This window comes from Alteromonas sp. ABH4_453 (assembly GCF_056160665.1).
The window spans coordinates 663,383-686,629 of the sequence record NZ_JBSWXP010000002.1 but is presented as its reverse complement, the minus strand read 5'-3'; the positions used below and the strand labels follow the sequence as shown (position 1 = coordinate 686,629).

Here is a 23,247-nt window from a genome sequence, read left to right as displayed (position 1 = left end):
ATGATCAAACTCTTCAATTAAATATATCGAAATATGAATCGTCGTTGTGACACTCTTAACGAGTGCCCACACAGATTGTCTTGTCTAAATTTTTAAAGAACATTGCGACTTCGTCGCAATTCACCAGAAGCCGTTGCTTCTTAGTGACTCACCCTGTTCGAGTGAGGTGCGCATTATACGCTGGAAGTTTTCGCTGTCAACACTTTTTGAAAATTTATTTTCTGAAGCATTTCTTCTAAACTCCCGTCTTTACTGGCCTATGTAGGTAGTAGAGACTTACTTCAGGAGGCTTGCTGTTTTGCTTTTCCCCCGAAGCGGATGCGCATTTTAGGGAAATGAGCGCTCACGTCAACACTTATTTTAAAAAAGATGAAAAAACTGAACTAACCGTCTATTTTTCATTCAAATGTGATAATTAGTAGACAATATGGACTAATTACTAATAGGATGGGGATTCAGATCCTATAAAGTAGTATTTGATCCTGCCGTTATTATATAACTGCTTAATATTAGCGATAGATATTAAGGCTTGCGTAAAGGAATACGTATAAGAACGTATATAAGCGTAAATGACCTATGCTTTGCGTTCTTTATAAATGTATTAATACTGGTAGTGTCAGAAATTGACTACGCAATAATTATAAAGGTGGGTTTATGTTACGAACTCTTACATTGCTATCAGCAGTACTACTAGCTTCTCAAGTTAGTCACGTGGCAATGGCGCAAGACATTTCTTCTGATGAAGTTATCCAGTCATCCACTTCAGCGAGCGTAGAAAAATCCGTTGAAGAGTCGAATCGCTTTCAAACAGCCTTTCTAAAACGTCAAGTTGATCAAACCATGTCTGTAGGACGTGCTATTAGGTCTATTGCGGGTCACTACCCGCAGGAAATAGTATCTATCGTAGATATTGCACTAGATACTTATCCTGACAAATACCGAGAAATAATCTTTGCAGCCATTTCGGCGCAGCCCTCATCAACTGAAGAAATTGTTCAGCTGGCTATAGAGAAGGAAGTAAGTAGCTGCCCTAACATCGTACAGTTAGCTATTAAAGCAGAACCTACCTATGTAGATTTTGTTGTTCACGCTGCGGCGGTATCAACGCCTGAAGAATTAGATGAGATTGTACGCGTTGCTGTATTAACTCAGCCTGATGCGGCTGATAGTATTGTTCAGACATTATCGCAAGAACATCCAAACAAAATTGTTGATATTATGACTAGTGCGCTAAATGCAGTACCTTTTGTTGGCGAATATGTAGTAGATGCACTTTTAGCCGTATTTCCTAATGAAGCGGAAACGGTAGTTGAAACAGCTGTAAGAGAGTCGGCCCAACAGCGTGAACAAGTATTGCGTATATTAAATACTGCACAACATGCAGGGGTCTCTCAAGATAAGTTAAAAGAGTACGCTATGTCTGCCGGACTAAGCGAGGAAGACGTTAATAGTGCATTGAGCAATTAGGCACTAAAGATTTATAAGCCCTAAAGATTTAGTTTATGAGAAACGGCGTATTGAGCAGCTCAGTACGCCGTTTTTTTATATCACTCTATTAGTCACTTTTTTACTGGTAACTATCGTGGCAATGATCTTTGCAGCGGCCACTATCTATGAAGCGACTGCCACCTCTTTTGTGACTGTTAGCTTTGTAGCCGCTGACGGTAAGCGGAGTTCCTCCCTCCACTTCTCATTAGAAATCTATGTTTGTAACAACAACCGTTAACTGTCGAATGAATACAGCATAGCGGCTTCTCTATAAAGCATAAGCTCTGCTTTTAACAAGTCGACCTTAGCTTTAATCTCTTTGATCTTCGCTTTAATTTCATTCTGAGCTCGCGCATTCAATACAAACATATCGCTATCACCTGCATCAAAGCGTGTTCTTTCTACTTTAGACAACGTTTTTGCTAATGCCGCATTGTCGCTTTGCAATGCAACAATATCTTTTGCTTGCGACCAATAAATCAAAGCTTGCTCGAATCGTTGCACAATAGCTTGCTGTGTAGATGTTAGCTTATGTGCAAGCTCTCTTTGCTTTGACTGAAGTTGAGCGCGCTCTGCTTTTGCCTTTCTGTTGCCTAGCGGATAAGAGAACGACAAACCTACTTTCGTTTCTGTGCCCTCTAGTGTTTCCGACCCTGCTCCCACATCTCTGGCAATAGATGCGGTAAGATCAAGCTTTGGAAGTAGCGCGTTGTCAGCAAGCGCGACCTTATTTTGCACCACCTGCTGCTCTAATTTCATTACATCTAATTCGGGGTGGTTACGCAGTGCATTGCGAAGCGTAACCAGCTGACCGTTGCCAACCCAGTAAGGCCAGCTTATTTCACTAGGCGGCTGCTCACTATTAATTTCTAACATATCGCCACTGGGTGAACGCCAGTAAAAAGATAGCATTTGCGCGTGCATATCTCGTTTTTGTTTAAGTTCCGCCAACGTTAAACGCTGCTGGAGTAAATTGGCTTTAAACTCGGTAAGCACAATGCTGGCTAAGTCGCCCTTCTCCACCCGAGTAACCAACGCTTTTTCACGTTCAGACGCGGTAGCTAATAGCTCAGAAACCGCCTGTATCTGTAATGCGCTCTCATACCATGCTATGTACTCACTTACGCCTTTATATACAAAGTCATTGATAAGGCTAGTGGCCAGTGCTTGCCATTGTGATGAAGCTAAACCAGCATTTCTAAGCTCAGTTCTGCGCTTATCTATCTCACGGTTTTGTAACAAAGACATTGCAATACCTACACTCGCCTCGCCAGCAGACAGCGTATCGTAATACCCTTCATAGCTGGGAAAATCACCTGCTGCAATTCGATACTCACCAAATACAGATGCGTTAAAATCTTCAATTGGGTTGGTGAAACGCTGAGTGAGGTTGGTTCCATCGTAATAACCTGACACTCGGCTTTTGGTTTTCTGTTCAATAAAGGGGTCGAAACTGCTTCTTGCTATTTCAAGTTCTGCGGCGGCTTGATAATTACCTTCATTAATCGCTAACACATAAGGATGGTAATTCACCATGCTATCGATAAACACTTCAATGGATGGCGCTTGCTTTCCTTCCACCGACTGCGCATTTGCAGTAAAGCAAAATAATGAAGACAGCAACGCAAAAGCCGCAGCGATAACTGAAGTCCTTCGCACTACCATATAGACGCTCCTGCGTTTTTCGAACCGCCTGATGCAGAATCTTGCGTAGGCAACGGAGGGAAATTATTGAGTTGACGCCACATCTCATAGCCCAAGCGCACTTCTTCTAACAGTACCCATGCCTTAACCCGACTACCCAAACGGGCCGAGCTTTCCGTTGGCCATGGAATATCTGATTCGTCTGGCTTTATCCACACATTAAAATCTCCGGTAGGGTTCGCGACTGGCTCTACATACACCACTTCGCCACCGAAAGTACCAATTGCACTGCCCGGCCACCCGCTAAATTGAAAAACGGGCCAGCCTTCAAATTGCAAGCGCGCCTTCGCACCAGGTTTAACGAGTGGTGCGTCTAACCCTCTTACCGTTACTCGAACACTACGCTTTGCATCTTCTGGTATAAATTGCCCAAGAATATCGCCAGACTTAACAAAAGTAGAAACGCCACCCGACAATAAACGCACCACAGTACCGTCCACCGGCGCAAACTTAGTTTGCGTAGATTGACGTGACAAGGTCATACTCACTTCATTGATTTCAGAAACAGACGCTGCCACCTTAGCCCGCAGTTCTTGTACTTTTATCTCAGCTTTCTCTACTTCTTTTCGCGATACCAGCCCCTGCTCTTCCAAAGACTTCTGACGCGCCAAGTTATTCTCAGCGTTTCTAACTGCGGTTTCGTTAGCTACATTCTTCGAGTTAGCAGCGGCAAGCTGTGATTGCAGTTTTTCAAGACGCTGCGCATCAATATCAATAAGCGTGACGATAGGCTCGCCGGCTTTGACTTGCTGGCCTTCCCTAACATGCCATTGCTTTACCTGCCCATCCACAAGCGCGTTAATTGGCTGGGTTCTGTCTTTCGGATCAAGAGAGTCCACCATCCCTGTACCATAGGCAGTCTGGATCCAAGGCGTAAAGTACAAAATCATTCCAGCAGCAATAACTAAGAAGATAATAATGCCGGTTATTATTCTGTGTAGCTTTGGCACTTTCAAAGAAGGCAATGAGGTTATGTTGTCTAAAAAGCGACGTTCTGCGTTATTCACTTACTCACCCTCCTTATCGTTATTCGAGTTATTGCTCGTGTCGCTTTGTACATTTGCGCGCGTTGGTGCTGTCTCTTCAATATACTCGTTAAGCATTTCGGTCGCATTGTCGTGTAAATGAAGCACACCATCTAAACAATCAGGTATCGGTATGTTAGTAAAATACATCACGGTAAAGTCGTATTTATCTAAGCGTCTTAGTAGTCGTTCTCGCATCTCGATGGGAATAGCATCAAAATGCTGATTGAGTATAAGCAGTTTTGGTTTAGCAATAATAGCCGCTGCAAGTTTAAGTAGTAAAAACTCTAGAGGCTGCAACGGAGCACCCAATACAGACACTTTGGTTTTAAGCCCGTCTGGCAGACTATCGATAACCTTCGTCATCTCTACTTCTGTAAGCGCGGCTCGAATATCAGCAATACTTGCTTGCGGGTTAGCGAGTTTCAGATAACGCTCTATAGAAACCTCAATAATTAACGAACGGTCTAATATCGTCACCGCTTGTCTAAGCTCATGGGTGTCGTAGTCGTTTAGGCTTAATTCACCGAGTAATATATCGCCAGTCTTAACGCGGTCGTACTGTTTGAGTAGCCCAAGAAGCTGTTTTTGCACCCAGCTCTTATCGGTTGTGACGAAATATTTTGTGCTTGGCTCAAAAACAACGTTAATAAGACAATGATCGTTGCCGTGTTTTAAATCAACATCGTTAAACACAAGCCTTGAAGAGGCAGGGATATGCTCTGAAGTATTCAGCTCTTCTTGTGGCATAGCCAAAGCCCCGCCTAACTTTTCAGCAGCGCCGTATAGCTCGTAATAAAGCTTCAAGTATTGAGTGAAGCGAGATAGCCCAAAAAATACAGCAGACATTACCAGCTCTGCAGCAACAAGCTGACCGATTGAAAGCTCTCCTTGCACAACGAGGACACCACCTATACCCAACAAAGCGGCGCTCGCTACGGCGTACATTAGCAAGAACATCACTACCTGAGAGAAGGTATAGTGGAAATGATTTTTATGCTTTTGCACATAGTTACTGATATAGCTTTCTGTGCTTCGGCCTGCATATTCAACGTGATCGGCCGATTTGAAAAACTCGTGGGCAATGGCAATATCGTGTAGCCATTTTGCAGAGTCATATTTAGCGTGAGAAAGTTCGATGGCAGTGCGTTTAGCGCCGCGGCCCCACAGTTTCCATACGGCATACATGGTAAGTAACAGCACCACGTTAAATGCAAACAATGCGGGATGATAAAACGACACCAGAGTAAAACCCACCAGCATCTGAAGCACCAGCGCAAAACCATCTATCATCAAAGACGGCATGTTCTTTTGAAACGTCATAATATCAAAGTAACGCTGTGTGATACTCACGTTTTGACGCCCTTCAAAAAAGCTGTGCGGTGCTAGTATGGTTTTAAGGCCGAGGTCGGCCGTTAGCCGTGCGTAAACCTTTCGCTCGTAAAACTCCATAACCCGCATGCGAAGCGCACTAAACACACCGGATATAAATAAAGTAAGGAATAGTACAACGGCTAAAATAATCACCGCGCGGGTAGAGCCTATATTCGCGATACTGTTAATTAAGGTTTGAACCGCGATGGGCACCGCGAGTGTCATTAAACTGATTGCAACGCCATAGGCAATAGCAACCCAAAAAAAGCCAGCCTCGGGCCTGAGTAGAGAAAATAGAGTCTTTCGCGTTTTACGTAAATCTATTGGTTTAGCCATAGTTATGTCTTCAAAATACCGCTAGCTTAAAAACTTGAGAAACGCGCTGCTTGTACAAATCAAAAGCAACGATATGTAGTGTATTGTATTAGTAACTTAGAATAAATCTGTTATATTCTTCATACTTCATCGAAAATAGTTGCGTTTGAACATAATGGGGTCAGAGTACATTTCTGCTGTCTAATACTTCTAAAATCGAGTGCCTGATAAAAGTATGCATCATCTAAACTATCATCATCTATATTATTTTTATCTTGTCGCCCGCGAAGGCAGTATCGCAAAAGCAGCAAAATTACTTCACGTTACTCCTCAGACAGTGAGTGGGCAACTGAGTACTTTTGAAAGTCAGCTTGGTTACTCCTTATTCGATAGAATAAACAAACGACTATACCTAAACGCGAAAGGCAAAGTGACATACCAGTATGCCAGTGAAATATTTCACAAGGGTAATCAACTGGCTGAAATACTTAACAATAGCGATGAAGTGAATACGAAAGAATTTGTAATAGGTATTACAAATGGTATTCCAAAAGTGCTTTTTTACGATTTTGTTCACGGCACCATGCGTAAATTTGCCAATGTGAGGTTTGTGATAAGAGAAGATAGCTTTGATGGACTGCTAAAAGAACTGGCCATTAACGCTGTCGATTTCATTGTGGCTGACAGAGGAATTGCTCCGGGCACGCAAGTAAACGCAAACAGCTACTTCCTAGGTGAAAGTTCGCTAAGTTTTTTTGCCAAGCAACCACTTTCTGCCAACCAACGCTTTCCTGACTGCCTAAACCACATGCCACTTTTAATGCAGGGTAACACCTCGGGTATTAGGCACGCCCTATCCAGCTGGCTAGCAACAGAGCAACTGTACCCCAAAATTGTGGCAGAGTTCGACGATAGTGCCCTTTTAAAACTATTTGGTAGCGAGAACTTTGGTGTATTTTGCGCCCCTTCGGCGATAGCCGAACATGTAGAAAAACAATACGATGTGCATTGTATTGGCAAATCAGAGGCTTTGAGTGAACGATATTACGCAATTACAGGTAAAAGCCGCGCAGAGTACACGCTGAGTGAGCACATCATTGGCTCAGCAAAAGAGATTTTCAGTAACTAATTCAGCCTTTACATTTTTCCACGCAAAGCTCTACTTGTGATTCACCGAAGCGCTCGTCAAGCAAGCGATGCGCTTCCTGCTGAACTTTTGACCAGTCGAAACGTCCGCGTCCAATGTATGCATTTTCAGCGAGCGTCTCGACCACCTCGAAACACTCACGATCAACGACTTTTTTATCCATTTCGAAGACATCCTTCTCCTCAACATTTTATGGATAATATGACATTCGCTGTTTATCTACCTTTAAACATGAGTATCTCTCTATCGCATTTTGTATCGTAGGGGATAACATTGGGGTATACGAAACACGCTTTAACAACAAAAGCGGAATAATCACTCTTCCCTGCGTTTATTAAGCCGCAACGCCATCATCTATATCTTGTGAATAGAAGCTAAGCGTCAGAATCTTTTCTAACATGAAGCGTAGCGCATCGTTTATCGGCATAAGCTTATCGCCTAGCTCGTAGTCAAGTTGTGCGAGCTTCTGTCTACCTTCTGCGATCATAGGCGGCTTAATGGCTGTAGATTGACCTGCATTATTTGCAGCGATATCGCCTATTAACGGTTGTTCGATTACGTCTGAATGCTGTGGTTGTATAGCTATTAGGGCAGCCGCGTACTTTTCAGGTACAGCCTGCTTAATAGTTTTACATACCGAAAGCGTGGCCTCGCCGGACTTTGTTTTATAGCCAGCCGCGCCGAACATACGACAAATACCGGGGCGATACTCGTAAATACCGCAATAACCTTCTGAACCATCTAAACTTAAGCGCTGATATTGCTTACAAGCAAAGCCGCTGTAGCTTTCAAGTTCATCGAATACTTGCTCTGCCTGCCCCGTATCAAACAGGTGCAACGCAAAAGGCAACATTTCTAGTGGCGACACTTCAATGTCGGGCTTATTACAACACGCACCACATTTTACTACACAGTTGAGAGACTGATTAGATTGAAACGCACTAAATTCTTGAGAAAGAGATTGGTAAACATCCATCACTTGGCTGGACAGCTCACGCAGCCTATTCATAATGACTCCGCTAAAAAGCAAACTAAAACAAAAACATGTTCATGCAGATTTATATGGTAGGTAGCATGAACGCATTACTCTGTTACTGGTTTTGGCAACCAATTACACAGATTGCATTGGAGAGAGAAATGTACTCTGACCCCAATATTTTAAAGCATGCTTCTTCCCCGCCTGATATGAGTAAGCGTGAGGCTTAATGGCAGGGGTTGAATTGACGCGGATTTTATTTTTATTTTTAGGTTTTGGGAAGTTTTTTGTGAGTGATGCTTGTGTGGGTGTTTTGGTAATCGAACTATGTTAGCGCTAGCTCTGGTGAGCTAGCGCCATTAATTTACTGAACTATCGCGTTATCACTTCTGAAGAAAACGATAGCGAGATCTCAGGCGTACTTAAGCTACCTACGTCTGTATTTTCCCAAAATTCAGGGTATTGCTCTTCTAGATTTAATTTAAAGGTAAAACTTAAACGAGGAAGAATGTTAAACACGAGATCTTCGTTAAAATCATCTGTGTAATCAACTTTGTTAGATTGCATTTCGAGTGTTACAACAACACCTTCTTGCTTTGAGCCCAATAATTTCCAGGTATATTCTCTGTTGAAAACAAACGCGTCATTCTCGCGTAACCCGACGATGTTGACCTCGTTATTATCCTCAGTCCACTGGAAGTTATAAAGCTCACTATCTCCTACAAAGTATGACTCTTCAAAAGCAGAATATACTCTGCCTGCGGTGCCGTCAGGTTCAAAGTAATAGCCAAATACGTCGTCGAACAGTGGAGTTCCGTCTACGAAAAGCGCTTCATTATAAGAAAACATCCAGATGTTGGGCAATGAACTCTCTATGCTGAAGTCTTCGGTCAATTCATAATTTATGGCGTGCATATCACCAGTATACTTAATAGTTACACCATCGTTATCAAACTCATAAAGCGCCAGCACAAAATCATTCTGCGCTTTAAACGGTGTAACTGAAAATGACATTCCTTCCAATTCAATTTCGATAACACCATCATTTAGCTGCCATGTTCCCTGTGCATCATAAACAAGAGACGTAAAGGTATTATCATCTTTGAATGTAAACTGGTCGTTTAAAATACCAACTTCAGTACGCTCATCGTCATTTAAGTACTCTTTATCAAATGTATAACTTCCCTGAAAAGCAAACACCCAAGGGGAGGCTAGCAAATCCTCTTCGGTTACGGTAAACGTTGATGCAGTAGTGTTGGTGTACTTAACATTACTGATAGTTTCGTACGTGGTAGTAAACGTGGGTTTATCTTGAATGTCATCCATCGGTGTGAGGGAAAGCTGAGTAGTAGTTGTTAACACTGCAAGCGCGTGGCCGCCAGACTGTGTTAGCAAGTCCATACGCTCGTTTGTTACGGTTCGCTCCGTTTCCCAATATCGAATGTCATAATCATTGGCATAGCTATATATCTCAAAGACTGTATCTTCATCAAATCGGCTGAGGATTTCTTCATCGAGAAACACAAAGTTTGCATTGGAAGATTCATCCAGCTCTTCTATAAGCAAGTTTCCGTCTACACTACTCCACTTAAATGCATCTGAATAAATATTGAATGCATTTTCCGCAGATGTTTTTGCGCCGCTACCGTCTGCATTGAACGTATACGCTGTCATGCCCTTGCCAGCTTGCTGTTCTGAGTGGTAGTAAGTCGCAAAAACTGCTCCCGCAATGTCGGCATCTACGTAATCTTGCTGCAACGTTTCATCTTCAAGCGTTTCTGCTCGAGCAGCATTAATTGCTTCTATATAAGCCTCGTCATATGTACCGTCTTCATTTAACAGACCTAAGCTATTAACATACTCTCGAATGGTACTTAGTACATCGACAAGGCTTCCAGTAAAGAAAGTTAATGTGCTCATACCTTCAGGAACAGGGAACTCGCTATTATCAGCTAGCACTTTAATAAAGCTGGCCAAGCCTAAGACCTTTTCGAAGTCTACTTCGTTTGCGAAGGTATCAAAGCTTCCCTCTCCGCCGTTCTCTTTATACTCTGAATAAAGTATATCCATTGCCGTGCTTACATGAGTTATCTTGCTTGCAGGAAATAGGTCGCTGGTAAGTTCATCAGTGTTATTTTCGATGCTAAGGTTACGCATTGTAGTGAAGTCACCTACTCGCGATGACAGCGTTACTTGGGCTTGTTCTTCTGTACCCACAGCACTGAGCGTTAAGTCACCGGGTGCAGCGCTTACCGTAATAGGAAGCGTGAAACGACCATCCGCCGCCGCTTGCGTAGTAGCAATAACATTTCCGCCCATATCAAGCGCAGTTACTTCTGCGTTGGCTAAAGGCGCATCGGTTGCAATACTTGAAATAGAAACAGATTGTTGATTAGTGATAGTAACCGTTGAACTTACTGTGTTTTCACCATCAGTTACGTCATAAGAAAAACTGACTTCGCCCATCGCTAGTGCTGTAGGCGTATAAACAATTTCATTATTGATAATAGCGACTTCACCCACATCTGGCATGCCAACCGCAGACACAGTCAGTGCATCACCTTCTGGGTCGGTATCATTAGCAAGTACATCAATGGAAACAGCGTCACCATTAAGTGTTACCGCGGAATCGGCGGTAAGTACTGGCGCTTCATTGGTGTCGTCGGAACCGCCACAGGCGGCAAGAAGAGTTGCACTAACGGCAATAGCAATTATGCTTTTGTTCATTTCGAACGTCCCTATTCTGGTTTTTTATTGGAGTTTTAAGTTCGCTTTGGCGCGAGAATAAATTGTTATATTAACGTAAAAACGTGCAAATATGGAAGATAGAGTGAGAGAAAGTAGCAAACAAGAGTACAGTGATTTCGTTTGTTGTATGATGAATGGTGGGGTCAGAGTAATGACTCTGACCCCGCACAATTCGTAACTAGTCAGCGTTGAACAGGTCGCGGCTGTATACTTTATCTAGTACGTCTTCGATGTCACCCGTTACACGGTTGGCGACGATAACGTCAGAGATTTTCTTAAACTCTTCTAGATCGTTTACAACACGTGAACGGAAAAACTCTTCTTCTTTGAGTACTGGCTCGTAAACTACAACCTCAATACCTTTAGCCTTAATACGCTTCATGATGCCTTGAATCGCACTTGCACGGAAGTTGTCTGAACCGGACTTCATGATAAGCCGATAAATGCCTACAATCTTTGGACCACGGCTTACGATGGAATCGGCGATAAAATCTTTCCGCGTACGGTTAGCATCTACAATAGCCTGAATCATATTGTTAGGCACTTCACTGTAGTTTGCTAAAAGCTGCTTGGTATCTTTAGGTAAGCAGTAACCGCCGTAGCCAAAGCTTGGGTTGTTATAGTGATTGCCGATACGCGGGTCCAAACCAACACCTTCAATGATTTGCTTAGTGTCTAGGCCATTACGTTCTGCGTAGCTGTCTAGTTCGTTAAAGTAAGCAACGCGCATTGCCAAGTAAGTGTTCGCGAAGAGCTTGATAGCTTCTGCTTCGGTGCTGTCGGTGAATAACACATCAATTTCTTCTTTAATTGCACCTTGCTGAAGTAATTTTGCGAAAATTTCAGCGCGTTCACTTTGCTCACCCACAATGATACGGCTTGGGTAAAGGTTATCGTAAAGCGCTTTGCCTTCACGCAAGAACTCTGGAGAGAAAATAATATTTTCAGAACCAAAACGTGCTTTTGCGTCTTTAGTAAACCCTACTGGTACGGTCGATTTTACAATCATTACAGCATTAGGGTTAATTTCCATCACTGTTTTGATAACTGCCTCTACACTACCTGTATTAAAGTAGTTTGTTTGTGGGTCGTAATCTGTTGGTGTTGCAATGACAACGTAGTCGGCATCTTTATACGCAACTTGTGCATCTAACGTAGCTTCAAGGTTAAGCTCTTTAGTTGTTAGATATTCTGAAATTTCTTTGTCTTCAATTGGAGACGTTTTGTTGTTAAGCATCTCAACTTTTTCCGGAACTAAGTCGACCGCTTTCACTTCATTGTGTTGTGCAAGTAGTACTGCATTTGAAAGCCCTACGTAGCCTGTGCCTGCTACTGCTATTTTGTACTTAGCTAACGTACTTTCCATTTACTGTTTCTCCAATCCTATTAACTATCAGCGATAGAAATAATTACTAAAATATTCTCGTTATATATTGCCAGAGTTTTTTGAAAATCTCATGAACAATGCATCATAAAGGTGCTTAATTTATAGAAACCATGGTGAGCCAGTGCGTTTTAGTCTAAAACCATCATTTCAATACAAAGCCTAAGTGCAATATTGCTAACAAAGCAACAATCACACCACTACGAGAATATTGCATCCGAAAACAAAAAAGCCCCAGCTTACATAAAAGACTGAGGCTTAAAAATTATTGTTATCTAACTAGCTTCCTGTACCTAAACGCTCGCCTTGGTAACTGCCGTCAAGAACCGCTTTCCACCAGCCTTCATTCGCTAAATACCACTCTACGGTTTTACGAATACCGCTTTCAAACGTTTCTTGCGGCTTCCATCCTAGCTCAAGCTCAATTTTGCTAGCATCAATGGCATAGCGCATGTCGTGGCCTGGACGGTCTTGAACGTAGGTAATTTGCTCAGCGTATTTGCTATCTTTTGGCTTAACTTCATCCAGAATTGAACAGATAGTTTGCACTACTTCAATGTTCTGCTTTTCGTTATGACCACCAACGTTATAGGTTTCACCGATTTCGCCGTTAAGCGCAACTACTACCAATGCCCGTGCATGGTCTTCAACATACAACCAATCACGAATTTGGTTACCTTTACCATATACAGGTAGCGGCTTTCCAGCTAGTGCATTTAGAATAACCAACGGAATAAGCTTTTCCGGGAAGTGATACGGCCCGTAGTTGTTTGAGCAGTTAGTTACAAGGGTTGGCAACTTATAGGTGCGAAGCCACGAACGCACTAGCTGATCTGAGCTTGCTTTACTTGCTGAGTATGGCGAGCTTGGCGCATACGGTGTAGTTTCTGTAAAGAGTGGAAGCTCTGTTCCTGGTTCAACTTCATCCGGGTGAGGAAGGTCACCATATACTTCATCGGTAGAAATATGATGGAACTTGAACCCAGCTTTTTTATCGCCCTCAAGTTCAGACCAATATGCTCTTGCTTGCTCAAGCAAAGTGTACGTACCTACAACATTGGTTTGTATAAACTCACCTGGGCCATCGATTGAACGGTCTACGTGTGACTCTGCAGCCAAGTGCATGATGATATCTGGCTGGTGCGTGTTGAAAACACGCTTTACTTCTTCAGCATCACAAATATCTACTTGTTCAAAGCTGTAGCGATCGCTGTCAGAAACAGGGGTTAATGACTCTAAATTACCCGCGTAAGTTAGCTTATCTAAGTTAACCACAGTGTGGTCAGTGTCGTTTATAAGATGGCGAACTACTGCTGAGCCAATAAAGCCCGCGCCACCTGTTACTAAAATCGTTTTACTCATGTTTTATTTACCAAACTTGAATTGTGTTGCGGTTTATTGTGCCGCTTTAAGCTCGTCCATCATGGACGACAACTGCTTACGCCAGTGGGTAGGCTTACACGACGCAAACGCTTCTCGAGCAGATTGTTTATCTAGCACACTGTAATGTGGGCGTTTTGCAGGTGTTGGATATTGACTTGAAGGAATAGGCAATACAGGAATTGCACTTTCTAAAAACCCTTTTTCAAGCCCTAACTCTTGAATAGCTAGTGCAAAGTCGTACCAACTGGCCACGCCTTCGTCAGTCCAGTGATACACACCTACTGTTTTGTTTTTAGCTGCACTAACACAAGCATCTGCCAACCCTTTCGCCCAGGTAGGCGTACCTATTTGGTCGTCTATCACCGTAAGCTGAGGCTTATCTGCCATTAACTTAAGCATGGTTTTTACAAAATTATTGCCATGGGCAGAATACACCCATGCAGTGCGGATCAAGCAACTTGCTTCAGGTAATATATCGAGTAACGCCTTTTCCCCATCTGCTTTTGTTTTGCCATAAGCACCCTGCGGTTCTATAGGATCGTTAGGCAGGTATGGCGAGCCCTTGTGCCCATTAAATACGTAGTCGGTAGACACATGCACAAAAAATGCACCAGCTTGTTTGCAGTACTTAGCTAAGTTTTCTACTGCTGTAGCATTAATTGTATGGCACAACTCTTGTTCTTCTTCTGCTTTATCTACGGCAGTGTAGGCGGCTGCATTGATAACGACGTCAGGCGCTAATTTAGACAGCGTTTCTGATAACACATCAAATTTAGTGATGTCTGTATCTTCCGGCCCAAGACAAATAGTATCTTCACCCAATATACGCACCAACTCGTAAGACAACTGCCCAGCATTTCCAATTACTATAATTTTCACTGTTTTCCCTCTAAGCCTCAGTAGTTAAAACGTAGGTGCGTCTTCAAATGCCAAACCCGCCTCGTCTTTACCTGATAAAGAAGGCTTCTCACCATTTACTAATGGCCAGTCGATATTTAAGGTTGGGTCGTCGTACTTAACTGATATTTCTGATTCTGGGTGATAGTAGTCTGTGCACTTATACACAAACTCAGCAGAATCACTGGTTACATAAAAGCCGTGAGCAAAGCCCGCAGGTACCCATAATTGGCGCTTGTTCTCAGCTGATAAAATCACCCCAACCCACTTACCGTAAGTAGGTGAGTCTTTACGCATGTCTACGGCTACATCGTATACTTCACCGCTAACTACACGTACTAATTTGCCTTGGGTTTGCTCCATTTGATAATGAAGGCCGCGAAGAATACCTTGGCTAGATTTAGAATGGTTATCCTGAACAAAATCTACATCTGCACATTCTTTCTTAAACCAGTCGGTGCGAAAGGTTTCTAAGAAGAAGCCGCGCTCATCGCCAAATACTTTAGGCTCGATGATTTTTACATCAGGGATATCTGTTTTAATTACTTGCATTTACTTTCCGTACAAACTGGCAATTTAAAATAAGAGGAAAGGTGGCAATGCCACCTTTTAGAATTTGATATGAAGCTAGATCTTAACTCTATCGTTAATCACTTTAAGCAGGTAATCGCCATAACCACTCTTTTTTAGTGGAGCTGCTAGCTTTTCAAGTTGTTCAGCGTTGATATACCCCATTCTGTAAGCCACCTCTTCAGGACAGCAAACTTTCAACCCTTGACGTTTTTCAATAGCCGCCACAAAGTTCGCAGCATCGAGCAAAGAATCAAGCGTACCCGTGTCCAGCCAAGCAGAACCTCGGCCCATTAGCTCTACTTTAAGCGAGCCATCTTTTAGATACAGGTTGTTAAGGTCGGTAATCTCCAGTTCACCACGGGGTGACGGCTTCACTTCTTTAGCGAAATCCACTACGCGGTTGTCGTAGTAGTAAAGACCTGTAACAGCATAGTTTGATTTAGGAACAGCCGGCTTTTCTTCAATAGAAAGTGCGTTCCAGTCGTCGTCAAACTCTACCACGCCATAGCGTTCAGGGTCGTTAACGTGGTAGCCAAACACCGTTGCACCGTGCTCTTGTTTAAACGCATTCTGCAAAGACAGCTTTAAATCGTGACCGTAATAAATATTATCGCCAAGAACCAGTGAACAGCTATCATTTCCAATGAACTCTTCACCTATAAGGAATGCCTGTGCCAAACCATCTGGCGAAGGCTGCACCGCGTATTGAATATTCATTCCTAACGCTGAACCATCTCCAATAAGGTCGATAAATCGCTGCTGCTCTTCAGGCGTGGTGATAATGAGTACATCACGGATGCCCGACATCATTAACGTTGTTAACGGATAAAAAATCATCGGCTTGTCGTAAACAGGCATAAGCTGCTTACTTACCACCTTAGTTAACGGGTGCAAACGTGTGCCAGATCCGCCAGCTAATATTATTCCTTTTCTTGTACTCATGTTTTACACCTATTCGCTAAATTTTTGCTTTGCCAACTCATAAAGCTCAAAATCATCTTGGTTATTTTGAACTAAAAACTCAAAAGCTTCCTCGCCAATTTCATCACGTATTTCCGCCACTTTGTCATCGATTGACTTGGAAGTATCACGCGATACGTTTTGCACCTTGGGCGCAATGTTTATACCCTCAAATCCTTCGTCAATCAGCCATGACTCAAGCTTTTGAAGTGACTCATTAAAATTCTCGACTAAGCCGACAAATGGAAGTTTTTCAACCGCCATTTTGGCTCTATCTAGCTCTGAGCCATATTGGGCGCCAAACATGTAAGCGAATCGGTCTGTATGAAAGTTCTTGCACTGCCTGTCGTAGCCAAGAGATATTCTAGTTTCAATATAACCTTTAAGCGTTGTATTTCTCGCTAAAACAGAACCAAACCCCTGTCCACCTTGCTTCTTTTCAAACGCATAGGCAGATGCGATTCTATCAATGGGGTGGCGAATAAAAATAACAGGAAGTAACTCTACACCTTGTACTTTTGGCACGGGCAAAAGTGCTGTATGCGAAGAAAAGCACTTTGCTTCTTTATTATTTTCTACCCACTGCTTTACAAGTTCTCTATTTTTAGCTGGATTAGCTGGGAACTCTTCTGTTAGCCACTCGGCTCCCGCTTCAAAGTTTTCTTTGAGCGATGCATCAAGTGAAGTGCCTGCGTTTTTAAACAGATGGTAGTGAAAAATAGCTTTTGTCATAAATTTAAATTTTACCAAATTTTCTGTAACGAATTACTTCGTACTGAAGATATTAATACTAGCGAAAATATCTCTGAATACTTTCTTGCCGTGCTCAAATGAATATCGCTCTTTAACCAATGCCATTGCGTTCGTAGAATAAGTAACCCACTTATCTTCGTCATCATAAAGAGACTGAATCGCCTCGCACCATTCATCTGGTTTCTCGGCGATTTGAGTGCTTATACCACTCGCCAGCCCAGTGCCTTCTGCTGCTACTTCCGTTAAAACCGAAGGAAGCCCATATGCCATTGACTCCAGAACTTTACCTTTAATACCAGCACCAGAAAGTAAAGGCGCGACAAAAACGCGGTGGTTATGAAATACATCATCTAAAGATTCAGCAAAACCCACCATTTTTACGTTTTCGCACTCCATCTCTTTGAACGATTCTGGCATTCTGCTTCCATATACATAGAGGATAATATCTGGGCGTTTTACTAATAGTTGAGGCATTATCTCGTGAACTAAGTATTCGACCGACTCAACGTTAGGAACGTGGTTGAACCCACCTAGAAACGCGATACCGGTGCGCGTGGAGAAGTCAGGCCCAGGCTCTTTGCTTTCTAGCACCCATGGAGTGATATGCATATTATGCTGCTGTAATGTGTGAGACTGAATTACAGCATGTTCTGTAGCGTTGTAGGTAAGGATAGCATCTGCTTTTTTGCAAACATCTAATTCCCTTTCTTGCGTAACCAAAGCGGCTTCGGTCGCGTCAGCATCATTCGTTCGAAGCGCAGCTCTCAATTCTCTTAAAAAGTGTAAATCAGCATTATTAAATACAACCGGCTTACCGTAGTCTTTAATTCTATCAATATATTTCTCAGCCACCGTGTAGCGAGTGATGTAAACGGCGTCCATTTCTTCAATGCGTCTTTCTATCACGTCGAACAATGACGTATAGAACGGCGCTGCTAGAACCTCTACGCCCATTCTCTGTAGATTCTTTGTAAACTTGCCCATGTATGCCAAATTGTCGGGCACAAATGTTACCTTGAAGCCAAGAGATTGCATTAATTCAATCTCTTTTACAGCAGCATAACTCCCAGCATCGTTATTCGGCATAGGAACGGTATAATCGATAACGAGAATACGCTGATCGATGCCATTGTCTTTTTCTAATGGAAGGCTTTCTAGGCTGGGCTTACGTTTGTGCTTAAAGGCACTAAACCATTTCTGTCTGAAAGTAGATTCGTTAACTTTTTGATATTTCTTCAACCCTGTTGAAACATCTGTGCCATGACTTTTTCCTTCAAAATGAATAACGACCGAATGGGGAACATACACGGTTCTAAAGCCTTCTTTTCGCACTTTAAAAGCTAGGTCTGCATCTTCATAATAGCAAGGGGCAAATTCTTCACTAAAACCTTCGACCTGCTCCCATACACTGCGCACGACACACATGGCTGCGCCTGTTAGATAGTCCACATCCCTTACATAATTCCACTCTGGTGCATCAGGGTTATCATTGCGACCGGCGTTCCAAGGCTCGCCATTCCCCCAAACAATACCACCAGCTTCTTGTAGGGTACCGTCTTCATTAACAAGCTTAGATCCCGTCAGCGCTATTGAATTATCTTTTTCATGTTGATAAATCAATTCATCTAACCAGCCTGACGTTACTTCGGTATCATTGTTTAAGAATACAATGTACTGACCCCTAGCAAGCTTAGACGCCTTATTACAGCTTTTTAAGAACCTAAGGTTCTCCTCATTTCTAGAAATGACTAGGTTTTCTATAATGTTTTCGGCATTTGCAGTATCGTCTGTCGAGCAGTCATCTGCCAAAATTACTTCGAAGCTTGTTTTGTTGTAGGCCAACGCAATAGAGGCTATACAACGATATGTCAGCGCAAATTTGTTGTAAGCAGGAACAATGATACTCACTTTTGGTTCACTGACCTCTGGTAAAGCAAAAGGCGTAAACTTCTTCATTTCCTCATGCGCTTTGACTACAGCGTCGTGAGCAATTTTGATATTCGCCAAACGCTCAAAATCACTCTCATGCGAACAAGCGTCTATCTGGAGTTTTAGCGAATGATAGCGATGCCCCGCATGTGCTGGCTTACCAAGCAATTCAGACTCTGATGCACTGTGGCTAAGGAACTCTATAGGCGTTAATACAGACGATGAGATAATGTAATCGGTTGCGGCAGCCGTAGAGGCGCCAATAACAGTTATAGTGATCTTCTGCTTGGAATTATTCAATAGTTCTGCAGGCAACCATATATGGTCATATAATTCCCTACTGTCTGAATGAACGGGCTTTTCAGAGAATACGCCTTTATCCGATGCAAACCTAACTACCTGACTACCTATTGTTTCAGACGAAGATAAGCGAAAGCTAAGTTTATTGCCTTCTACATTCAATATGTCTGCATGAAAATGTTGATTTAGTTTCGGAACTTCAAAGCGATTGGTGGGGATCTTTTCATTGCTTTCAGCTACCCTCAACTGAACTACTGAGCCCGGAATAAGTTTATCTTCGTTTATATTGATAGCAAAAGCGTGAACGCCATCGTTGATACCGTGTTCAGCTAAATCGGCACGTTGAATATCTGCTTTACCCGAACCAAGCAATTCACCTTCTTCTGTATAAACGTTTACACTCAAAGGTGATTTATCACCTAACAGTGCAGCCCACCCCATAAGGCAACCACCCTCGACACTATCAATAGAGCCAGCTAACTTGGCTCCTTTGTTGGTGATTCGATTCATTCCAGCTTTAAACATTTATTATTCCACTTTTTAAAATTGCGAGAAAACCCATTCAGAGAACGGTTTGCATATCATCTTCTTGTATGAACTATCGTTATTTACACCAGACTGAGCATGACTTTCCCATTCCTTAATAGCACGTATCATACTGGCTATATCTTCGTAGTCAAAAAAGTATGCCGATTTCCCTAACGCGAGCGACTCTCGGGCTAGCCATGTACCATTCGAGCACAAAAGAGAGCAACTATCTCGGCGCAAAACATCCCAAAAAACACCTGAAGTTTTATGTTTGTAACTGGAAGGGGCATAGGACGCTACCACTCCTTGAACAGAATTAAATAACCGCTCGTATTCTTCTTTATCTAATGTTCCAGAAACCAAGTCTAAATTGTTAAACCTGTTACTTAATTCCGTTAGTTCTGCTTCAACATCAGTAAAGTCTCTGATACCGGGAGAATTTGTATTCCAATGAAAAACAAAATCGATGCCATTAAACTCTGATAATAGGAAAGCGATATTCTGTAAAATAAAATCTAAACCTTTATCTTTTTTTACGCTCCCAACGAATAGTAGAAGACGTTTTCTTTCGTTTTTAGAAACGTCTTGGTCGGTTGAAGGCTGATAGTTTATCGCTGGGTGTACATCAACCGGACTATCGATTAACGCCTGATAACCCACTTTGTATTCATTGCAGCTTGTAGCAAAAACTATCTTTTCTGGATAGGCTGACTGCTTTAGGTACGACAGGGATAACTTATTTTTCACAAACCACGAGAAGCGCGGAATATCTTCGTTAAATTCTATCTTTCGACTTCCGGGGTCAAACATTCCACAAACAATGAGTTTTGGTGATACCTGTTTTCCTATACTCGCGATAAACCGCGCCAACCCTAAATATAAATGGCTAAACCCTGTATGTATAAGCAATATATCTTGATTATTAATATCATAGGTCTGAAAGAGCTTTTTTAACTCTTCCATGAAGTTTTTCGCGAGAGCGTTCTCTCTATCTGCAGACAGAGGCTTTAAGTTATTGGTATAACAAGGCGTTGAAAAGAAAGGAACGATCTTATCTTCATAACGTTTTAAGCTCAGTTCTAATTTATTTGATGCTAAAACTAATATTTCTTTTTTTAACCGTTCAGCGTCCTTTATAAGAGCGTCGCCTACTACACTGTGGTGAGAATCAAAATCCTCAAACCCAGGATCTATGACGAAATAGCGGCGACTTCTCATAAGCTCATCAACTGCGGATAGATTCAATAATTTCTGTTTTGGCCAGTTCAATTTGCCTGTGAATCTGACTTGTCATGGCAACCATCAATTGTTTATTAGTCACGGTCAAATTAAATGCATGAACTGGCATATCGTTAACGTACATAACGACTACGTTTTCACCTTCTTCGAAGACTTGCCAATTGGGCTCTACGTTGAAGCCACATGCACCGTCACCAATGCCTGAGTTTTTGAGATCTTCTCTGAATACGGAAGCTTGCGTTTCACAAATTACCGCATTGTTGAGTTTAAATGAGACAAGACAGCTTTCTGTGCTTTTTTTTGAGTTTTCAAATACCCATCCAGAAAACTTGAAAATTGATAGCTCATCAATATGAAATGTCGCATAACCTTTTTCACATTTAACTTTGCGCTGTCTGTTTTTATATTTTTTATATAATTTTGAAAGCAACTACAATTCCTCGCATACTTAAATATTTAGCACTGCATCCATATAATCTGATGAATGCTTATGAATACTGGCATCACTCTTAACTATTGCTTTTGCGCACCATTTATATTCATTGTGCTGATCGCCTATAGGCAATGCTAAGCTATTTTGCTGAACTTTTAAGTGGTAGCCTGCAACGACATAATGTGTCGAAGGCTTCTCGCCCATCACACTATCATCATAAAAATGCTCGTAGATATCCAGAAGTCGAGCGTCGCTTCGGTTAATCTCAACACCTAACTCATTCTGTGTTAGCCGTAAAAATGCATCGTCGAGTGATTCATCTTTCAAGATTCGACCACCAGGCACAAACCAGTAGCCTTTCGCTGGACGGTTTGTTCTAAGGCCAAAGAGTATTTCACCCTTTTCATTTTCGACTACTAAATCGATGGACACCAAAGGTGTCCTATCAATAACCTCAGAAAACTCTTGTTTGTTCAAAAAGGCCAAAATTTACCCTCTAAAGTTATCCTGATTCGCCAAGAACCAATCGAAGGCGTGCTTCAAGCCACTCTCTAAATCATAAGTGTGCTTCCATCCTAAATCATGGAGTCTAGAAACATTCATTAGCTTTCTAGGGGCACCGTCTGGCTTGGTTGTATCCCATACGATCTCACCTTTAAAACCCGTAACTTTAGCAACGGTTTCAACAAGCTCACGGATTGTGCAATCCTCTCCGGTACCAACATTAATGTGGCTCAACATAGGTTGCGTATTGGCCTGATAGGTTTCGTTGTCGAGCTCCATAACATGAATACTCGCTGCGGCCATATCATCAACATGCAAAAATTCGCGCATTGGTTTACCGCTACCCCATGCCACTACTTCACTATCGCCGCGTTGTGCTGCCTCGTGAAAACGACGAAGTAGAGCCGGTATTACGTGAGAGTTTTCAGGGTGGAAGTTATCGTGAGGCCCGTATAAATTTGTAGGCATGACAGAACGATAATCTCTGCCGTATTGACGGTTATAGCTTTCACAAAGTTTTATACCTGCGATTTTAGCTACCGCATAAGGTTCATTCGTTTCTTCTAGTGTTCCAGTTAACAGCGCACTTTCGGTCATTGGCTGCTCGGCCAATTTAGGATAAATACAACTAGAGCCTAAGAATAAAAGCTTCTGAACATCATTTTTATGTGCGGCATGGATGATATTCGCTTCTATCATCAAGTTTTCATAAATGAACTCTGCTGGGTAGGTATTGTTCGCGTGGATACCTCCGACTTTTGCAGCCGCTAGATATACTTCATCAATATTATTTTCGTCAAAGAAGCTACTCACTTCTTTTTGATCAGTAAGGTTCAACTCAGAACGCGTTCTGGTAATAATCTCGACATCATCTCGTTGCTCTAAATTTCGAACAATAGCAGCACCGACCATTCCCCTATGACCGGCAACAAATACTTTTTTCATGGTTTTCTCTCAGATAAATTTAAAACTTTATTATGTAAGCTCAATTCTGGTCCATTGTTGAAGACGAAGGTAGCTCCTCTTCCAACATTACACCGTCTAATTCTGGATAGTTCGAAGGGACTGGCTCCCTTTTTGACAATGCAATCGAACGCACTGTTTCAGTGTTCTGTGCATTGCGCTTTGCTGTATTCAATTCACTTTCTAATAGCATTTGATCATATTCTGTGGGCTCAACTAGCCCCATTTCTTCATCAAGTTCTGTCAAAGCTTCTTCATCATTAACCCAAGTGATGAGCTTTTCTTCTGATAATGAATCCATCCCCTCTTCTTCAGCCTCACTCTTTGCTTTGTTGACCGAAGGTTTTGTCCTGTCCGATTCTAATTCGCTAGATTGGGTAGGAATACCCTCAGCATATGTTTGATTAGAGAAGCCAGCTTCGTCTCGTTGTATCAATGATGCTTCAGCCTTATCTACAGCTGTATTGTCGTTAACTGATTTTACAGAAAAGTCTTTGTTCAATATAAAAACGGAGAAGGCAATTGAGATAAAGAGTATTGCTGTCAAAAACGTTTTCATAAATTTTTCCTAATCTTGGATTGGATGCTTAACAAAAAAACGGCTGTCAATAGACAGCCGTTCTA

The 23,247-nt window shown here is 42.2% G+C and carries 20 protein-coding genes; 2 read left to right on the top strand and 18 right to left on the bottom strand.

Going from position 1 to position 23,247, the window contains the following annotated elements; all coding sequences use genetic code 11:
• Positions 1 to 654: 654 nt before the first annotated feature.
• Positions 655 to 1,467 carry a hypothetical protein gene (locus ACXAGV_RS06355; RefSeq protein ID WP_474872516.1) on the top strand — a complete coding sequence of 271 codons (813 nt, stop codon included), beginning with the start codon at positions 655 to 657 and terminating at the stop codon, positions 1,465 to 1,467.
• 255 nt (positions 1,468 to 1,722) lie between these two features.
• On the opposite strand, the gene ACXAGV_RS06350 is transcribed toward ACXAGV_RS06355, so the two are convergent.
• The 3 genes from ACXAGV_RS06350 to ACXAGV_RS06340 are packed head-to-tail and all read right to left on the bottom strand — an operon-like array spanning position 1,723 to position 5,927.
• Positions 1,723 to 3,153, bottom strand: a complete 1,431-nt coding sequence (locus ACXAGV_RS06350) for a TolC family protein (protein ID WP_474872515.1) — start codon at positions 3,151 to 3,153, stop codon at positions 1,723 to 1,725.
• Entirely contained in the window at positions 3,147 to 4,199 is a 1,053-nt protein-coding gene (locus tag ACXAGV_RS06345) for an HlyD family secretion protein (RefSeq protein ID WP_474872514.1), read from the bottom strand. The genes ACXAGV_RS06350 and ACXAGV_RS06345 overlap by 7 nt, the downstream gene beginning before the upstream one ends.
• Positions 4,200 to 5,927 carry an ABC transporter transmembrane domain-containing protein gene (locus ACXAGV_RS06340; RefSeq protein ID WP_474872513.1) on the bottom strand — a complete coding sequence of 576 codons (1,728 nt, stop codon included), beginning with the start codon at positions 5,925 to 5,927 and terminating at the stop codon, positions 4,200 to 4,202. It abuts the gene before it with no gap.
• 214 nt (positions 5,928 to 6,141) lie between these two features.
• On the opposite strand from ACXAGV_RS06340, the gene ACXAGV_RS06335 reads away from it, so the two are divergent.
• A complete protein-coding gene (locus tag ACXAGV_RS06335; protein ID WP_474872512.1) occupies positions 6,142 to 7,035 on the top strand; it encodes a LysR family transcriptional regulator in 894 nt (297 codons plus the stop codon).
• A gap of 1 nt (position 7,036) precedes the next feature.
• Here ACXAGV_RS06335 and ACXAGV_RS06330 read toward each other — a convergent pair whose 3' ends face one another.
• The 15 genes from ACXAGV_RS06330 to ACXAGV_RS06260 all read right to left on the bottom strand — a co-directional run bounded on the left by ACXAGV_RS06330 (position 7,037) and on the right by ACXAGV_RS06260 (position 23,182).
• Positions 7,037 to 7,216, bottom strand: a complete 180-nt coding sequence (locus ACXAGV_RS06330) for a hypothetical protein (RefSeq protein ID WP_105930278.1) — start codon at positions 7,214 to 7,216, stop codon at positions 7,037 to 7,039.
• 171 nt (positions 7,217 to 7,387) lie between these two features.
• Positions 7,388 to 8,062 (bottom strand): YkgJ family cysteine cluster protein, encoded by a 675-nt coding sequence (locus ACXAGV_RS06325; protein ID WP_474872511.1) that lies wholly within the window; start codon positions 8,060 to 8,062, stop codon positions 7,388 to 7,390.
• Between the two features lie 339 nt (positions 8,063 to 8,401).
• Positions 8,402 to 10,756 (bottom strand): Ig-like domain-containing protein, encoded by a 2,355-nt coding sequence (locus ACXAGV_RS06320; RefSeq protein ID WP_474872510.1) that lies wholly within the window; start codon positions 10,754 to 10,756, stop codon positions 8,402 to 8,404.
• 199 nt (positions 10,757 to 10,955) lie between these two features.
• Positions 10,956 to 12,143, bottom strand: a complete 1,188-nt coding sequence (locus tag ACXAGV_RS06315) for a nucleotide sugar dehydrogenase (protein WP_474872509.1) — start codon at positions 12,141 to 12,143, stop codon at positions 10,956 to 10,958.
• 297 nt (positions 12,144 to 12,440) lie between these two features.
• Entirely contained in the window at positions 12,441 to 13,523 is a 1,083-nt protein-coding gene (gene rfbB, locus ACXAGV_RS06310; protein ID WP_474872508.1) for a dTDP-glucose 4,6-dehydratase, read from the bottom strand.
• A 33-nt stretch (positions 13,524 to 13,556) separates the two neighbouring features.
• Positions 13,557 to 14,423: a dTDP-4-dehydrorhamnose reductase gene (gene rfbD, locus ACXAGV_RS06305; protein ID WP_474872507.1), complete on the bottom strand. Its 867-nt coding sequence runs from the start codon at positions 14,421 to 14,423 to the stop codon at positions 13,557 to 13,559.
• A gap of 24 nt (positions 14,424 to 14,447) precedes the next feature.
• The gene (rfbC, locus tag ACXAGV_RS06300; RefSeq protein WP_474872506.1) at positions 14,448 to 14,993 is read right to left on the bottom strand and encodes a dTDP-4-dehydrorhamnose 3,5-epimerase; all 546 of its coding nucleotides are present in this window, start codon (positions 14,991 to 14,993) and stop codon (positions 14,448 to 14,450) included.
• A 75-nt stretch (positions 14,994 to 15,068) separates the two neighbouring features.
• Positions 15,069 to 15,956: a glucose-1-phosphate thymidylyltransferase RfbA gene (gene rfbA, locus ACXAGV_RS06295; protein WP_474872505.1), complete on the bottom strand. Its 888-nt coding sequence runs from the start codon at positions 15,954 to 15,956 to the stop codon at positions 15,069 to 15,071.
• A gap of 9 nt (positions 15,957 to 15,965) precedes the next feature.
• Entirely contained in the window at positions 15,966 to 16,706 is a 741-nt protein-coding gene (locus ACXAGV_RS06290) for a sulfotransferase family 2 domain-containing protein (protein ID WP_474872504.1), read from the bottom strand.
• A 33-nt stretch (positions 16,707 to 16,739) separates the two neighbouring features.
• Positions 16,740 to 19,481, bottom strand: coding sequence for a glycosyltransferase (locus ACXAGV_RS06285; RefSeq protein WP_474872503.1), 2,742 nt, complete (start codon positions 19,479 to 19,481; stop codon positions 16,740 to 16,742).
• Positions 19,482 to 19,496: 15 nt separating this feature from the next.
• Positions 19,497 to 20,753 (bottom strand): hypothetical protein, encoded by a 1,257-nt coding sequence (locus ACXAGV_RS06280; protein ID WP_474872502.1) that lies wholly within the window; start codon positions 20,751 to 20,753, stop codon positions 19,497 to 19,499.
• Positions 20,710 to 21,153, bottom strand: coding sequence for a hypothetical protein (locus ACXAGV_RS06275; protein WP_474872501.1), 444 nt, complete (start codon positions 21,151 to 21,153; stop codon positions 20,710 to 20,712). Before ACXAGV_RS06275 ends, ACXAGV_RS06280 begins: the two co-directional genes overlap by 44 nt.
• A gap of 18 nt (positions 21,154 to 21,171) precedes the next feature.
• Positions 21,172 to 21,642 carry a GDP-mannose mannosyl hydrolase gene (locus tag ACXAGV_RS06270; RefSeq protein ID WP_474872500.1) on the bottom strand — a complete coding sequence of 157 codons (471 nt, stop codon included), beginning with the start codon at positions 21,640 to 21,642 and terminating at the stop codon, positions 21,172 to 21,174.
• A 3-nt stretch (positions 21,643 to 21,645) separates the two neighbouring features.
• Positions 21,646 to 22,605 carry a GDP-L-fucose synthase gene (gene fcl / locus ACXAGV_RS06265; RefSeq protein ID WP_474872499.1) on the bottom strand — a complete coding sequence of 320 codons (960 nt, stop codon included), beginning with the start codon at positions 22,603 to 22,605 and terminating at the stop codon, positions 21,646 to 21,648.
• Positions 22,606 to 22,645: 40 nt separating this feature from the next.
• A complete protein-coding gene (locus tag ACXAGV_RS06260; RefSeq protein WP_474872498.1) occupies positions 22,646 to 23,182 on the bottom strand; it encodes a hypothetical protein in 537 nt (178 codons plus the stop codon).
• Between the last annotated feature and the right edge of the window lie 65 nt (positions 23,183 to 23,247).